13 protein-coding genes are annotated in these 15,109 nt (G+C 69.7%); 11 read left to right on the forward strand and 2 right to left on the reverse strand.

From position 1 onward, the window contains the following. Window positions 1–20: 20 nt before the first annotated feature. Together DTO57_RS00705 and DTO57_RS00710 are read left to right on the forward strand one after the other, a co-directional pair. Window positions 21–746, forward strand: coding sequence for a hypothetical protein (locus tag DTO57_RS00705; protein WP_162785608.1), 726 nt, complete (start codon window positions 21–23; stop codon window positions 744–746). Continuing rightward, window positions 722–1,732 (forward strand): hypothetical protein, encoded by a 1,011-nt coding sequence (locus tag DTO57_RS00710; RefSeq protein WP_162785609.1) that lies wholly within the window; start codon window positions 722–724, stop codon window positions 1,730–1,732. Before DTO57_RS00705 ends, DTO57_RS00710 begins: the two co-directional genes overlap by 25 nt. 222 nt (window positions 1,733–1,954) lie before the next feature. Here DTO57_RS00710 and pgi read toward each other — a convergent pair whose 3' ends face one another. Further along, window positions 1,955–3,613 (reverse strand): glucose-6-phosphate isomerase, encoded by a 1,659-nt coding sequence (gene pgi, locus DTO57_RS00715; RefSeq protein ID WP_114116317.1) that lies wholly within the window; start codon window positions 3,611–3,613, stop codon window positions 1,955–1,957. Window positions 3,614–3,758: 145 nt separating this feature from the next. Between pgi and DTO57_RS00720 the strand changes: the two genes are divergently transcribed. From DTO57_RS00720 to pepN, 3 genes are all read left to right on the forward strand, one after another. Continuing rightward, entirely contained in the window at window positions 3,759–4,271 is a 513-nt protein-coding gene (locus tag DTO57_RS00720) for a flavin reductase family protein (protein ID WP_114116318.1), read from the forward strand. 126 nt (window positions 4,272–4,397) lie between these two features. Beyond that, complete coding sequence (locus DTO57_RS00725) at window positions 4,398–5,498, forward strand: fatty acid desaturase family protein (RefSeq protein ID WP_373285632.1); 1,101 nt, start codon at window positions 4,398–4,400, stop codon at window positions 5,496–5,498. A gap of 32 nt (window positions 5,499–5,530) precedes the next feature. Next, window positions 5,531–8,020 (forward strand): aminopeptidase N, encoded by a 2,490-nt coding sequence (pepN, locus tag DTO57_RS00730; protein WP_114116320.1) that lies wholly within the window; start codon window positions 5,531–5,533, stop codon window positions 8,018–8,020. A 201-nt stretch (window positions 8,021–8,221) separates the two neighbouring features. Here pepN and DTO57_RS00735 read toward each other — a convergent pair whose 3' ends face one another. Further along, window positions 8,222–8,818 (reverse strand): TetR/AcrR family transcriptional regulator, encoded by a 597-nt coding sequence (locus DTO57_RS00735; RefSeq protein WP_162785610.1) that lies wholly within the window; start codon window positions 8,816–8,818, stop codon window positions 8,222–8,224. Window positions 8,819–8,905: 87 nt separating this feature from the next. On the opposite strand from DTO57_RS00735, the gene DTO57_RS00740 reads away from it, so the two are divergent. Genes DTO57_RS00740 through DTO57_RS00765 form a run of 6 tightly spaced genes read left to right on the forward strand, consistent with a single transcriptional unit; the run spans window position 8,906 to window position 15,106 of the window. Further along, the gene (locus DTO57_RS00740; protein WP_162785611.1) at window positions 8,906–10,546 is read left to right on the forward strand and encodes an ATP-binding cassette domain-containing protein; all 1,641 of its coding nucleotides are present in this window, start codon (window positions 8,906–8,908) and stop codon (window positions 10,544–10,546) included. Beyond that, window positions 10,543–12,162 carry an ATP-binding cassette domain-containing protein gene (locus DTO57_RS00745; protein WP_114116323.1) on the forward strand — a complete coding sequence of 540 codons (1,620 nt, stop codon included), beginning with the start codon at window positions 10,543–10,545 and terminating at the stop codon, window positions 12,160–12,162. Before DTO57_RS00740 ends, DTO57_RS00745 begins: the two co-directional genes overlap by 4 nt. Before the next feature lie 48 nt (window positions 12,163–12,210). Further along, window positions 12,211–13,152, forward strand: a complete 942-nt coding sequence (ftsE, locus tag DTO57_RS00750; RefSeq protein ID WP_114116324.1) for a cell division ATP-binding protein FtsE — start codon at window positions 12,211–12,213, stop codon at window positions 13,150–13,152. Then, window positions 13,149–14,060 (forward strand): permease-like cell division protein FtsX, encoded by a 912-nt coding sequence (ftsX, locus tag DTO57_RS00755; protein WP_114116325.1) that lies wholly within the window; start codon window positions 13,149–13,151, stop codon window positions 14,058–14,060. Before ftsE ends, ftsX begins: the two co-directional genes overlap by 4 nt. A 50-nt stretch (window positions 14,061–14,110) precedes the next feature. Next, window positions 14,111–14,587: an SsrA-binding protein SmpB gene (gene smpB, locus DTO57_RS00760; RefSeq protein ID WP_114116326.1), complete on the forward strand. Its 477-nt coding sequence runs from the start codon at window positions 14,111–14,113 to the stop codon at window positions 14,585–14,587. A 54-nt stretch (window positions 14,588–14,641) separates the two neighbouring features. Then, window positions 14,642–15,106 (forward strand): prepilin peptidase, encoded by a 465-nt coding sequence (locus tag DTO57_RS00765; protein ID WP_114116327.1) that lies wholly within the window; start codon window positions 14,642–14,644, stop codon window positions 15,104–15,106. The last annotated feature ends 3 nt before the right edge of the window (window positions 15,107–15,109 follow it).

The following is a 15,109-nucleotide window of genomic DNA, read 5'->3' on the forward strand; positions in this document are numbered from 1 at the left end:
TTGGCGTCAGACTCGTCGCCATGGATGACGTACTGATTGACGAAGCCTCGAGCGTTTATCTTCGTGAAGCCCCTCCCGATGATGCGCGCGCTGCGATGCGCAAGGTTCACCAACTCGCGCTGGACACGATCGACGCCCTGGACGCGGGTGACGATGACGACGAAGAATCCGGCGTGCTTGATCTCGCGGGATCGCTAGTGCTGATGGTGCCGATGGTCGAAGCCCTGCTCGGATCGGACGAGGATCCGAGCCCCGAAGAGTGCGGCGTGCTGGCGCACATGCTGAGCTTTCCGGTTGTCCCTGAGCTCGTTCTGATCTGCACGGCGTTTGGTCGTCGCATCGCGGAGGAACATCTGCGGGAGATGGTCCGGACGAACAAGCGGGTCATTCAACGTGGCGCAACGACGGCTGCCGAGATCGACGCTATCCATTCTGAGCGGAGCCGTGTCTATGAACGCACGGCTCAGATGCTCTGGGGGAAGGTGCGTCGACAGCCCGACGAGGAGCGGCTCGTATCCCTTGCCCGGATCCTTCGGCGCGTGGCATCGCACCTTCCGCACAACATGCGCTGCGAGACATTCTCAATGCTCGGCTGGATCTTCTGGGCGCGAGGAAAGCGCGCGCTCGCCGCGGCCTACTCCGAAGAAGGACGCTGTGCCGACGCGAGCAACCTGATCGCGCAGTTCGTCGGCGAGCTGATCGACGTCGTTGCCTCCCCGCAGTGGCTCGACCGCAAGGCGCGATGATGCGCCTGCCCGCGCCCCTACCCGAGGGGCTCAGTACGTGTTTCTCGCTGGCCGACGCGATCGAGCAGGGCGCGACGGTATCACGCCTGCGACGCGACGACCTCGAGATTCCGTTTCGCGGCGCGCGGGCCCGCGTGGGGACGGATCCCGAGGGACTCAGCCGCGCGGAGGCGGAGGAAGCAGACGCGTGGCGGCGGATCCGCGCGTACGCCGCGATCATGCCCGACCACGCGTTCTTCGTCGGGCCGACCGCGGCGCTCATCGCGGGGCTGCCACTTCCCGCGGGCCTGCACCGTGAGCTGCACGTCGGCGTTCCCAGTCCGCGGACTGCGCCGCACCGTCCGGGAATCGCCGGTCACCGCGTGCGCGACGCAGCGGTGCGGGTCGTCAAGGGCGTGCGCATCGCGGATCCGGTAGCGACGTGGGTGAGCCTCGCGCCGTTTCTCGACGAATACGATCTCGTCGCGGCAACCGACTACCTCCTGCGCGTTCCGCGGAGCCCCGGGAACATCGTTCCGCTCTCGCGCACGGCGCCGTTTGCGACGAGGGAGTTGCTGACCCGCGCACTCACTCGGCGCAGGCGGAAGGACGCGCCGAAGCTACGTCACGCGCTGTCGCGTGCGCGCACCGGTGCGTCGTCGCGCCCCGAGACCCACATGAGGCTGATCGGCATCGACGCCGGCCTGCCTGAACCCGAACTCGACTACGACATTGTTGTCGACGGCGGGTTCGTCGCATGCAACGACATGGCCTACCCCGATCTGCGACTCGCCTTCGAGTACGACGGAGCGGTGCACCGCGACAAGGATCGCTTCGTGCACGACATCGATCGCTCCACCCGCATGCACGACGTCGGGTGGGAGGACATGCACCTCGCGACGCCGCACGTTCTCGGCGATCCCGACGAAGGCGCACGCCGCATGGTCGCGGCATACACCCGCCGCTCAACGCTGACCCTCACCCCGGCGCCCAGGTTCTACCTGTGACGCACGCCTTAGGGATGCGTTCGTGTCGTTCTGGGCGCCGAGAACGACACGACGCCATCCCTAAACGCGCACATGCCCCCGAAACGTGCCTCAAGGATGCCATCACGTCGTTTTGTCGCGCGAGAACGACACAACGGCATCCCCAAAGGCACCCCGCGACGCCCACGAACGTAACAACACAAAAGGGCCGCCCCGACGGGGCGGCCCTTCGCGTGAACGCGATTACGCGCGGTGCGCCTGGTAGTACGCGAGGAGGGCGCGGGTCGAGGCGTCCTGTGTCTCGACGGCCGACTCGTCACCCTCGATCGCCGGGGCGATCTGCAGGGCGAGCTGCTTGCCGAGCTCGACGCCCCACTGGTCGAACGAGTTGATGCCCCAGATCGTGCCCTGCGTGAAGGTGATGTGCTCGTACAGCGCGATGAGCTGGCCGAGAACCGACGGGGTCAGCGACGGCGCGAAGATCGACGTCGTCGGGCGGTTGCCCTCGAAGGTGCGGGCGGCGACGAGCGCGCCGGTCGTGCCCTCGGCCTCGACCTCTTCGGCCGTCTTGCCGAACGCGAGGGCCTTCGTCTGCGCGAGGAAGTTCGCGAGGAACAGTCCGTGCACGTCGCGGCCGCCGTCCTCGAGGGGGTAGGCGGGGTTCACGAACGCGATGAAGTCGGCGGGGATGAGGCGCGTGCCCTGGTGGATCAGCTGGTAGAACGCGTGCTGGCCGTTGGTGCCAGGCTCGCCCCAGAAGACCTCGCCGGTGTCGGTGGTGACGGGCGTGCCATCCCAGCGCACGGACTTGCCGTTCGACTCCATCGTGAGCTGCTGCAGGTACGCGGGGAAGCGGTGCAGCTGCTGGGCGTAGGGGAGCACAGCGTGCGACTGGGCGCCGAGGAAGTTGGTGTACCAGACGTTCAGCAGGCCCATCAGCACGGGCAAGTTCTGCGCGAGCGGCGTGGTGCGCACGTGCTCGTCGACGGCGTGGAAGCCCGAGAGCAGCTCGCGGAACACGTCCGGGCCGAGCGCGATCGCGAGCGAGGTGCCGATGGCCGAGTCGACCGAGTAGCGGCCGCCCACCCAGTCCCAGAACCCGAAGGCGTTGGCGGGGTCGATGCCGAAGTCGGCGACCTTGTCGAGGGCCGTCGAGAGCGCGATGAAGTGCTTCGAGACGGCGTCCTTCTGCGCGGCCTCGTCGGTCAGGCCGAGGCCCTCCCACAGCCACGTGCGGGCGAGGCGCGCGTTCGTGAGTGTCTCGAGTGTCGTGAAGGTCTTCGACGCGACGATGAACAGCGTCGTCTCGGGGTCGAGGTCGGCCGTCTTCTGCGCGAGGTCGGTCGGGTCGATGTTCGAGATGAAGCGTGCCTCGATGCCCGCGGTCGCGTAGGGCGCGAGGGCCTCGTACACCATGACGGGGCCGAGGTCGCTGCCGCCGATGCCGATGTTGACGACGTGCGTGACGCGCTTGCCGGTCGCGCCGGTCCACTCGCCGCTGCGCACGCGGGTCGCGAACTCGTCGATGCGGCCGAGCACCTCCTGCACGTCGCCGGCGACGTCCTGGCCGTCGACCGTGAGGGCGGATCCGGCGGGCGCGCGGAGCGCCGTGTGCAGCACGGCGCGGTCCTCGGTCGTGTTGATGTGGTCACCCGCGAGCATCGCGGCGAAGCGCTCGGCGACGCCGGTCTCCTCCGCGAGCTTCACGAGCGCCGCGAGGATCTCGTCGGTGACGAGGTTCTTCGAGAGGTCGACGTGCAGGTCTGCGAGGCCGAGCGAGAGGCGCTCGGCGCGCTCCGGATCCTCATCGAACCACGCGCGAAGATCGGGGGAGAAGCCGTCACCGAGCTCGAGCAGCTCGTTCCAGGCAGAGGTCTGAGTGGGATCCACAGGAGAGGTCATGGCTCAAATCTACCCGGCCAGGAATCGCCGAGGGAACCTCCGCCCACATCCGAAGATGACGTTGTATGACGCGTCGCGCGAGCGAACGTGACGCAACGTGACGCTCCGATGGGCGTCGGAGGCGGACCGGCGGTACCTTCGAGGAATGGCACACACCGACCCCGCCCCCGAACTCGTCGATCGCTTCAAGCTCGCGTTCCGCGATCACCCGCTGGCGGTCACGCTCATCACGGCAGAAACCGCCGAGGGTCCCGTCGGTCTCACCGCCTCGAGCGTCTCGTCGGTCGCGATCGACCCGCCCGCCGTGTCGTTCTCGGTGACCCGCGCGACGGGCACCGCCGGCGCCCTGCTTCGCGCCGACAACCTGCAGATCCACTTCCTCGCACCCGAGCACGTCGAGACGGCCCGCCAGTTCTCCTTCACGGGCGGCGAGCGGTTCACCGACGTGCAGGGCTGGTCGCACGACGACGCGGGCGCGCTGCAGCTCGCCGGATCCCGTGGTCGCCTGACCGGCACGATCCGCGACACGGTCTCGGTCGGCGGATCCGTGCTGGTGGTCGCCGAAATCGACGGCGTCGAGCCCGGATCCGTGGCGCAGCCGCTCATCTACTCGGCGCGCACCTTCCACGCGTTCGACGCGGATCACGCCGCTCTCTAATCGGATTCATTAGATACATGGGCCTTGGGGCATATGTCCCCACGTAGCCTCGTGAGGGCGATGGGCATTCGCCTGCTGCACTGACGAAGGCGTGCGATGGCACGCCACAACCGAACGGCGGCGCCCATGCCCCTCGAAACTTCCGCCACGCTCGGTCCGGTCCGCCGGACGTATTCGCGCACAGAAGACTTCCCTCCCATGGCCAAGGCCTACTCGGAGGTCTCGCGTGTCGCGCGGGAGACGGGGCTGTATGCGCGCGCCCCGCGCTTTTATGCCGCTGTCGGCATAGGTCTCACCCTCGCGTTTGGCGGGGCGGTCACGGGCTTCATCTTGCTCGGTGCGAGCTGGTTCCAGCTGCTCATCGCGGGCGCGCTCGGCATCATCTTCACGCAGGTCGCGTTCCTCGCTCACGAGGCGGCGCACCGCCAGATCCTCACGGGCGGCCCCGCGAGCGACCGCCTCGCCCGCGTGCTCGCCGCCTCCATCGGCCTCAGCGCCTCGTGGTGGAACAACAAGCACTCGCGGCACCACGGCAACCCGAACCGGGTGGCGAAGGATCCGGACATCGAGATCGATACGATCTCGTTCCTCGAGGACGACGCGGCGACGGCCCGCGGCCTGCGGCGCGCGATCACCCGCAAGCAGGGCTGGCTGTTCTTCCCACTGCTGATGCTCGAGGGGCTGAACCTCCACTTCCGCAGCCTGCAGTACCTGCTCACGCCCGGGAAGGTGAAGGGGCGCTGGATCGAGCTGTCGCTGATCGTTGTGCGGTTCGCGCTGTATCTCACGCCCATCTTCCTGCTTCTGCCGTTCGGCATGGCGTGCGCCTTCCTCGGTGTGCAGATGGCCGTGTTCGGTGTGTACATGGGAGCCTCGTTCGCGCCGAACCACAAGGGCATGCCGATCATCGCGCCCGACGCGAAGCTCGACTTCTTCACGAAGCAGGTGCGCACCTCGCGCAATATCCGCGGCGGATGGTGGGCGACGGCCCTGATGGGCGGCCTGAACTACCAGATCGAGCACCACCTGTTCCCGAACATGGCGCGGCCCCACCTCGCCCGCGCCAGCCAGATCGTGCGCGAGTTCTGCGCGAGCCGCGGCGTGCCGTACACCGAGACGTCGCTCGGCCGCTCCTACGTCATCGTGGTGCAGTACCTCAACCGGGTGGGGCTCGCGGCGCGCGATCCGTTCGACTGCCCGGCTGCCGCACAGTTCGGTCGCGGCTAGCGCGGAGGCGCGGGTTTCGTACGATGGATCCTATGAGTACGAATCTCGCCGCCAACCTTTCCCGCGAAGAGACGGCGGCGCGATCCGCGGCCATCTCGCTGCACAGCATCCGGGTCGAGCTCGACGTCACCAGCGCCACGCGCGCCGACGAGTCCGGGTTCCTGACGAGCACGACGCTGCGTTTCGACGCAACGACTGACGAGACGTGGATCGACTTCATCGGCGAGGCCGTCGAGAGCGTCACCCTCAACGGCATCCAGCAGGGCGTCGCGTGGGACGGCGCTCGGATCCGCGTGAGCGGCCTGCAGCAGAGCAACGAAGTGCGCATCGACGCGGTCGGTTCGTACAGCCGCTCGGGCGAGGGCCTGCACCGCTTCACGGATCCGGTCGACGGCGCCACCTACCTGTACACGCAGTACGAGCCGGCCGACTCGCGCCGCGTGATGGCCTGCTTCGAGCAGCCCGATATGAAGGCCGAGTACACCTTCGTGATCACGGCGCCCGCCGGCTGGCACGTGCTGAGCAACCAGAGCGCCGTCGTCACGACGGGCGGCGGGGCGAGCCAGACGGTCGAGTTCGCGCCCACGAAGCGCATCTCGTCGTACATCACGGCCGTTGCGGCGGGCCCGTACCACCGCGTCACGAGCACGTGGACGAAGAACGAACGGCGCGTCGACCTCGGCGCCTACTGCCGCGCCTCGCTCGCCGAGCACTTCGACCACGACGAGATCTTCGAGATCACGCGCCAGGGCCTCGACTTCTTCGACGAGGCGTTCGCGTTTGCGTACCCGTGGGGCAAGTACGACCAGATCTTCGTGCCCGAGTACAACCTCGGCGCGATGGAGAACCCGGGCCTCGTGACGTTCACGGAGGCCTACGTCTTCCGCGGCGCCGCGACGGAGGCCCAGCGCGAGGGCCGGGCCAACACGATCCTGCACGAGATGGCCCACATGTGGTTCGGCGACCTCGTCACGATGACGTGGTGGGACGACCTGTGGCTCAAGGAGTCGTTCGCCGACTACATGGGCTCGCACGTCTCGGCCGCCGCGACCCGCTTCACCGACGCCTGGGCGTCGTTCGCGAACCGCCGCAAGGCGTGGGCCTACGAGCAGGACCAGCTGCCGACGACGCACCCGATCGTCGCCGACATCCCCGACCTCGAGGCCGCGAAGCTCAACTTCGACGGCATCACCTACGCCAAGGGCGCGTCGGTTCTGAAGCAGCTCGTCGCCTTCGTGGGCGAGGACGCGTTCTTTGAGGGCGCCCGCGCGTACTTCCGCGATCACGCCTACGGCAACACGACGCTGAACGACCTGCTGGTCGCGCTCGAGGCCTCGTCGAGCCGCGACATGCGCGCCTGGTCGACGGCGTGGCTCGAGACGACGGGCGTTTCGACCCTGACGCTCGACGACGACCGCTCGACGCTCGTGCAGACGGATCCGCGTCCGCACCGCCTGCGCGTGGGTGCGTTCTCGCTCGAGGACGGGGCGCTCGTGCGCACCGCCACCGTCGAGCTCGACATCGAGGGCGAACGCACGCCGGTCGAGCTGCCGGACGCCGATCTCATGCTCATCAACGACGGCGACCTGACCTACGCCAAGGCGCGCCTCGACGAGCGCTCGCTCAAGGCGGCCGAGCGCGGCCTCTCGACGATCGATGACGCCCTCGCCCGCGGCATCATCTGGTCGTCGCTCTGGAACGCGACGCGCGACGGCGAGCTGCCGGCGCTGCGCTACCTCGAGATCGTGCGCCGTCATGCCCCGGCGGAGGGCCACGTCGGCATTCTCGCGGGCGTCCTCGGCAACGCGGCCTTCACGGTCGAGCACTACGTGGCCGATGAGGTGCGCGCCGACGCCCGCGCGATGTGGCTCGAGACGGTGTGGGAGGGCCTTGAGCAGGCCGAGCCCGGCTCCGGATCCCAGCTGTCGTGGGCTCGCGCGCTCGGTCACGCGGCCTCTGTGCACGACGCCCGCTCCGGATCCATTGCCGGCATGCTCGACGGCAGCATCGACGCACCCGAGGGTCTCCCGCTCGACGCGGATCTTCGCTGGCTGTGGGTCGAGGCTCTCGCGGCGGTGGGCACGTGGGGCAAGGATCGGATCCGCGAGGAGCTCTCGCGCGACGACACCATGTCGGGCCGCACGGCGTCGGTCGAGGCGCTCGCCTCGCGTCCGAAGCCCCGCGTCCGCGAGGAGGCGTGGCGTGCCGCGTGGGAGGACGAGTCGCTGACGAACGACCACCTCGCCGCGACGATCGCGGGCTTCCGCGCGGGTGGGCGCCGCGATCTGATCGAGCGTTTCGACGCCGATTACTTCGCGCGGATCCGTCCGGTGTGGGAGGCGCGTTCGATCGAGATCGCGCGCCGCCTGGTGCGCGGGCTGTTCCCGGCAACGCCGACGCTCGACGCGGTCGACGCGTGGCTCGCAGCGAACGAGGACGCCCCGGCGTCCCTCCGCCGCATCGTCATCGAGCAGCGCGACCACCTGGCCCGCGACCTCAGCGTGCGATCCCGCAACAACTAACAGGCTCCCGAGCACGCCCGCCAAGCGGCCGCCGCTCGCTCGCAAAGGTAACGACAACTGAGGCCCGAGCGCGCCCGCCCTGGCGGGCGCCGCTCACCCCAAAAATAACAACGAGCTCAACCCAAGCGAGCCCGCAAAGCGGGCGCAGCTTACCCGAGCGAAGCGAGCAAGGATACGAGTCGGTTCGTAAGGGCGATGCCCTTACGAACCGACGGGCCACCAACTGGGCATACTCCGGTACATGCGCGCGGCGAAGGCGGTGGCGTCGTCGCTGTCGGTGTGTGCCCAGAGTTCGATGACGCTGACGATGCCGCCGGCGACGAAGGCGGCGCCCACGTCGGTGTTTTCGGGGAGCGTGGGGTTGTGGGCGCGCATGGCGTCGATGGCGCTGGAGGCGTGTTCGAGGAAGTGTTCGCGGAGGCGTCCGCGGAAGTCGAGCGACATGGGCGAGTCGAGCAGTGACCGGATGGCGCACCGGTCGCGGGCGACGGCGGCGAGCACGTTTTCGGCGGCGGAGAGGTAGGTGCGCGAGATCTGTTCGACGGTGTCGCCGGGCTGCGGGCACGCGGCGGCGGCCGCCGTGATGATCTCGGCGAAGGTGTCGGCGGCGAGTTCGCCGATGCTTTCGTAGTGGCCGTAGAAGGTGGTGCGGTGGATGCCGGCCTCGCGGCAGAGTTCGGCTACGCCGATGCTGCTTAGCTCTTCGCCGGCGAGCATGCGCATGAGGGCTTCCTGCATGCGCTCGCGGCTTCGGACGGCTCGGGGATCATCTGACGTCGTCGTCGTGATACTGCTCATCTCCCAAGTGTGCCGCATGTGTAGCCGACCGGTCGGCATCCGCACAGCATGACGCGAGATAATGACGCTCCTATGGTGCTCCGTTTGTTGCGGGACGTACCCACGTCCGGGTGGCTTCTCGTCGCCTTTTCGGCCCTCCGCGCCGGTTTTCTCACCGCGGCCGTCCTCATGATCGCCCGCGGTATCGATCTGGTCACGACGGGCGATGTCGCGCGCGGGCCGTGGCTCTGGGCGCTTGTCTTTGCGCTTGCGGCGGGGCTCGCCGCGGCGGCGGAGACGTGGATCCCCTCGCTCGCGCAGCCGGTCGAGGAGCGCCGCTGGCGCGCCCGCGCCTGGCGCCGCACGCTCGACGACTCGATCGATTCCGAGGTGCCGGCGGGCGAGCGCATCTCGCGCGCGTCGGAGGAAGTAGAGCGGTTCGCGCACTATCGTGCGACGTTCCTCGGCCCGCTCGTCGCGGGCGCGGTCGTGCCGCTCGTCGTGCTCATCGCGATCGCGGTGTACGTCTCGTGGGGCGTCGCGATCGCCCTCGCCGTCGGCACGGCGCTCGCGCCCGTGCTGATCGCGGGCTTCCTCGCGCGCGTGCGCTCGTCGAGCGGGCGCTATCGCGCCGTCTCGGGCCGCCTCACCGGCATGTTCCTCGAGACGATGCGCGTGCGCCACACCATGCGCATGCTGGGCGCCGAGGCCTCGCGCCGCGCCGCGATCGCGCACCAGGCGCGGGCGCTGCGAGACGAGGTCATGGCGCTGCTGCGACGCAATCAGCTCGTCATCCTCATTACCGACGCCGTGTTCGGGGTGCTGGCGCTCGTCGCGAGCGCGGTGTTCGCCGTCGCGGGCGTCGCGTACGGCTGGCTGACGCCGGGAATCGGCGTCGCCCTCGTGCTGCTCTCGGCGCTGTTGCGCGAGCCCGTCGACCGGCTCGGGCGCTCGTTTTACGTCGGCCTCGCGGGCCGCGCGGCGGGCGAGCGCGTGCGCGCGGCGCTGGCGCCGGATCCGGATCCCGCCCCCGCGATCGACCTCGCGGCGCCCCCGCTCAAGACCTCTTCCGACGCGATCCTCACCCTGCGAGGGGCGAGCATCGTCCGCGGATCCGCGACCCCCGTCACCGGCGTCGATCTCGAGATCACGGCCGGCACGCTGATGGCGATCGTCGGCACCTCGGGCGCGGGGAAGTCGACCCTCGCCCTGGCGCTGGCGGGGCTCGTGCCCGCGAGCGGCGTGCTGCTCGGCAGCGCCCCGGCGTCGCGCGAGGCGCTCCATGATTCGGTCGCGTACATCCCGCAGCGCGCGGTGCTGTTCCCCGGATCCGTGCGGCAGAACCTCGCGCTCGCCCGCGAGGGCGCGAGCGACGACGACATGCTCCGCGCCCTCTCGCGCGCCGGCATCGACGCGCGGAGCGAGCTCGCGCGCGGCCTCGATACCGTGCTCGGCGAGGGCGCCGGGGGAGTCTCGGGCGGCCAGGCGCAGCGCATCTCGATCGCCCGCGCGCTCCTCACGAAGCGCCCGCTGCTGATCGCCGACGAGGCGACGGCGCACCTGGATCCGGCATCGTCCGCGCGGGTTATCGCCGCTCTCCGCGACGCGACGCGCGACCGCACGGTCGTGATGATCACACACCGCCACGACGAGGCCGCGGTCGCCGATCGCGTCGTCCGCATGTCGGGCGGGGCGATCGTGGGCGACGGATTGCCCGCCGAGGTTCTCGAGGAAGGGGGCGCCCGATGATCGCGCGCCTGGGACGCATCGCGCGGCCCGCCTGGCTGTGGCTGGCCGGATCCCTCCTCGCCCGCGTCGTTAACCTCGCGGCGGCGATCGCGCTCGCGGCCCTGCCGGTCTGGGCGATCGCGCGCGTGTGGGGCGGGGGAGAGGTCTCGCTGATCCTGCTCGCCGCCGCGCTGATCGTCATCGCCGTGCTGGCGGGGGCCGCGCGCTACCTCGAGCACTACCTCGGCCACCGCGCCGCCTTCGACCTCCTGGCGCGCATGCGGCTCGACTTCTTCGACGCCATCGCGCCGCTCTCGGCCGACGACGAAGACTCGGCGTCGGCCGACCTCACGACCGTCGCGACGCGCGACATCGACCGCGTCGAGGTGTTCTTCGCGCACACGATCGTGCCGGCGGTGACGGCCCTCGTCGTGCCCATCGCCGTGATCGCGGCGATCTGGGCGGGCGCCGGAACCCCCGCCGGCCTCGTCGCCGCGGCGGCCTTCGCTGTCGGCGTCGTGGTCGTCCCGCTCGTCGGGGCGCGCGCGTCGTCTCGGGCGGCGGGCCAGACCGCGTCGGTCCGCGCCCGCATCGCCGACCACCTTGCGAGCGACGTCGCGGGCCTCGCCGAGATCCGCACCCTCGGCGCCGAGGACAAGCGCATGGCGGCCCTCGCGGCGCTCGACGGCCAGCTCGCCGACGCCTCGCGGCGCGGCGGCGCCGTGCTCGCGATCCGTCGCGGGCTCACGATCGCGTGGCCGTTCGCGGCGGCGATCGCGATCCTCGCGCTCGCGGATCGCGCGAGCCTCGCCTCGCACCTCGTCGCCGCCGTCGCGGTGATCGCGGCGGCCCCCGCCGCCACCGCCGTCGAGGCCTTCGCCCGAAGCCTGCCCGCGGCCCTCGCCTCGGCGCGCCGCTACCTCGCGATCGTCGACCGCGCGCCGAGCATCGCCGACCCCGCGGATCCGGAATCGATCCCCGAGGGACCCCTCGGCCTGCGCGTCTCGGGCGTCAGCTACGGCTACGGCGACGCCCTCGTGCTCGACGGCGTCGACGCGGAGGTCGCGGCCGGCGGATCCCTCGGCATCGTGGGCGCCTCCGGATCCGGAAAGTCGACGCTCGCGTCGCTCCTCGTGCGCCAGCGCGACCCGCGGGCCGGATCCATCGAGCTCGTGGGCGGGGAACGCGCCGTCGGCATCTCCCGCGTGCGCCTCGCCGACCTCCGCCGCGCGATCGCGCTCGTCGAGCAGCGCCCCGTGCTCGTGTCGGGAACCGTGCTCGCGAACCTGCGCTTCGGCAACCCACAGCTGAGCGACGACGACGCCTGGCTCGCCCTCGAGCGCGCCGCGCTCGCGGACGACGTGCGGGCACACCCCGACGGCCTGAACGCGCGGCTCTCCGAGGACGCGCTGTCGCTCTCGGGCGGCCAGCGTCAGCGGCTCGCCCTGGCGCGCGCGCTCGCGCGTACCCCGCGCATCGTGATCCTCGACGAGGCGACCAGCCACCAGGATCCGCAGACCGCGCGCGCCGTGCGCGCCGGCGCGCAGAGCCTGCCGGGCGTGACGCTCATCGTCATCGCGCACCGCAGCGCCGCCCTCGAGGGCATCGGATCGGTCCTGCGAATGGGCGCGGCGTGACGTGTCGATCCGCGCTCTCATATGTGCGGCGCGTACGCTCGAGACGACATGATTCGGTTTGAGAACGTCACCCAGCGCTACCGTGGCACCCCCCAGCCCGCGCTCGACGGCGTCGACTTCGAGGTGGAACGCGGCGAGTTCGTGTTCCTGGTCGGCGCTTCGGGATCGGGAAAGTCGTCGTGCCTTTCGCTCATCACCCGTGAGATCACGCCGAGCGAGGGCCGCGTGCTCGTCCTCGGCCGCGATACGCGCACGCTGAGCGACCGCCGCACGCCGTACTTCCGGCGCAACATCGGCACGGTCTACCAGGATTTCCGGCTGCTCGAGAAGAAAACGGTGTCGCAGAACATCGCCTATGCGCTGCGCGTCATCGGCCGCTCGCGCGCCTTCATCAAGCACGCCGTGCCCGAGGTGCTCGAGCGCGTGGGCCTCGGCGGCAAGGGCAAGCGCCTGCCGTCCGAGCTCTCCGGTGGTGAGCGTCAGCGCGTCGCGATCGCCCGCGCGATCGTCAACGGCCCGCAGATCCTCCTGGCCGACGAGCCGACCGGAAACCTCGACCCGACGACGTCGGTCGAGATCATGCGCCTGCTCGAGCAGATCAACGCCGACGGCACGACCGTCGTCATGGCGACGCACGAGGCGAGCTTCGTCGACAACATGCGCCGCCGGGTCATCGAGCTGAGCGACGGAAACCTCGTGCGCGACGAGATGGGCGGCGCCTACGGCGACACGTCTGCGCTCGCGACGCTGCGCCCCGAGGTCATTCGAGGCGTCTCGGCCCAGCTGGCCTTCACGGCCGCGACCGAGCTGCGTCGCGACGTCGAAGAGGGCCGCGTCGAGCCCGTCACCGCGGCCGACTTCCCCGAGCAGAAGGCGGATCCCGAAACCGCCACCACGGTCCCGCCGATCGAGGTTGAGGTCGAGGAGGCCGGCATGGCCGACCGACTCGGTATCGCCGGATCCGACGACGAAGTGGGCCCCACCTCATGAAGCTTTCCCTCGTTCTCTCCGAGGCGTTCCAGGGGATCCGTCGCAACCTCGCGACCGTCATCTCCGTCATCCTGGTTACGTTCGTGTCGCTCACCTTCGTGGGCGCCGCGATCCTGCTCGGCGCGCAGCTGCAGCGCACGAGCGACTACTTCCAGGATCGCGCCAAGGTGGACATCTACATGTGCTCGGAGATCTCCGACACCGACACCTGCCTCGACGGCGTCGCGAGCGACGAGCAGGTCGCCGCGGTGCAAGACAAGCTCGACTCCGACGTGCTCGCCCCGCTCATCGACGGTGTCACCTTCGAGACGCAGCAGGAGGCGCACGACTCGATGCTCGAGACCTTCGGCGACGAGCTCGCGGGCCTCCTCACCGTCGAGCAGACGAGCGCGGTCTACCACGTCGATTTGAAGGATCCGGATCAGACCGCCGTCATCACCGACGCGTTCGCCGACGTCGCCGGCGTGGAAGAGGTCACCGATCAGCTCGACTACCTCGAGCCGATCTTCCGCGGCCTGACGATCGCCGCGTACGTTGCCGTCGGCATCGCCGCGATCATGCTCTTCTCGGCCGTGCTGATGATCGGCACGACGATCCGCATCTCGGCGATCACGCGCGAGCGCGAGGTCGAGATCATGCGCTTCGTCGGTGCCTCGAACGGCACGATCCGCACGCCGTTCGTGCTCGAGGGCGTCATCGCCGCCCTCATCGGTGGACTCCTCGCGAGCGGAACGCTCATCGCGGGTGTGCACTTCGGCGTCGACGGCTACCTCGCGCGCGAGGTCACGGCCGTGCCGTGGGTCGACCTCACCGACACCTGGTACGTGATCCCCGCGATCATCCTTGTCGGCGTCGTCTTCGCGGCCATCTCGGGCTCGGTCGCCTCCAGCCGCGCGCTGCGCCGCTAAGAGGCAGTAGACTGTAAGGCTGTTGCCCAAACACTGACAGGAGGTGCGCGATGGCACGCGAAAAGGGCGAAAGAGTCGTGGCCACGAACCGCCGCGCACGTCATCTGTACACGATCGAGAAGACCTACGAGGCCGGTATTGCCCTCATGGGCACCGAGGTGAAGTCGCTCCGCGAGGGGCACGCGAACCTCGGCGACGGCTACGCCTTCATTGACAAGGGCGAGGCCTGGCTCGACCAGGTCAACATCCCGCAGTACTCGCAGGGCACCTGGACGAACCACGCCGCGAAGCGCCAGCGCAAGCTTCTCCTGCACAAGGAAGAGATCGCGAAGCTCGCCCAGAAGGTCTCCGTGGGCGGATACACGCTCGTGCCGCTGAAGCTCTACTTCTCGAACGGCCGCGCCAAGGTCGAGATCGGTCTCGCCAAGGGCAAGACCGAGTACGACAAGCGTCACACCCTGCGCGAACGGCAGGACAAGCGCGAGGCCGAACGCGCCATGCGGCTCCGCAACCGCATGGGCGAGTGAGTCGTTACTCACAGGCATAAACGCTAACTCGGCAAAACCCCTAGCCTGGGGCGCATGTCGCATGCGCTGATGATTGTCGCCCAGGTGGGCTTCGTCGTCGTGGGTGCCTGGTTGACGCACGTCGATATCCGCGAGCACCGGATCCCGAACCGCATCGTCGCCCCGCTCGCGGGCGGGATGCTCGTGCTCTGCGCCGCGGACGCTGCGGCGAGCGAATCCCTCGAACCGCTCGCGCGCGGGGTCGCGGGTGCGCTCGTTCTCGGATCCGTCTACGCGATTCTCCGCGCCGCGAGCCGCGGGGCGCTCGGCGGAGGCGACGTGAAGCTCGCCGTTCCCACCGGCATGCTCCTCGCCTGGGAGGGCTGGATCCCGCTCCTTGCGGGCGGCGGGCTCGCGTTCCTCATCGGGGGTGTGTGGTCGATCGGGATCCTCGTGTCGCGGCGCGGAAACGCCGCGACCGCCGTCGCGTTTGGCCCGTTCATCGTGCTCGGCGCGGTCACGGGCCTCGCGATCACGTAACGT

It is taken from the genome of Microbacterium sorbitolivorans (assembly GCF_003327285.1).
In the GTDB taxonomy this organism is placed as follows: domain Bacteria; phylum Actinomycetota; class Actinomycetes; order Actinomycetales; family Microbacteriaceae; genus Microbacterium; species Microbacterium sorbitolivorans.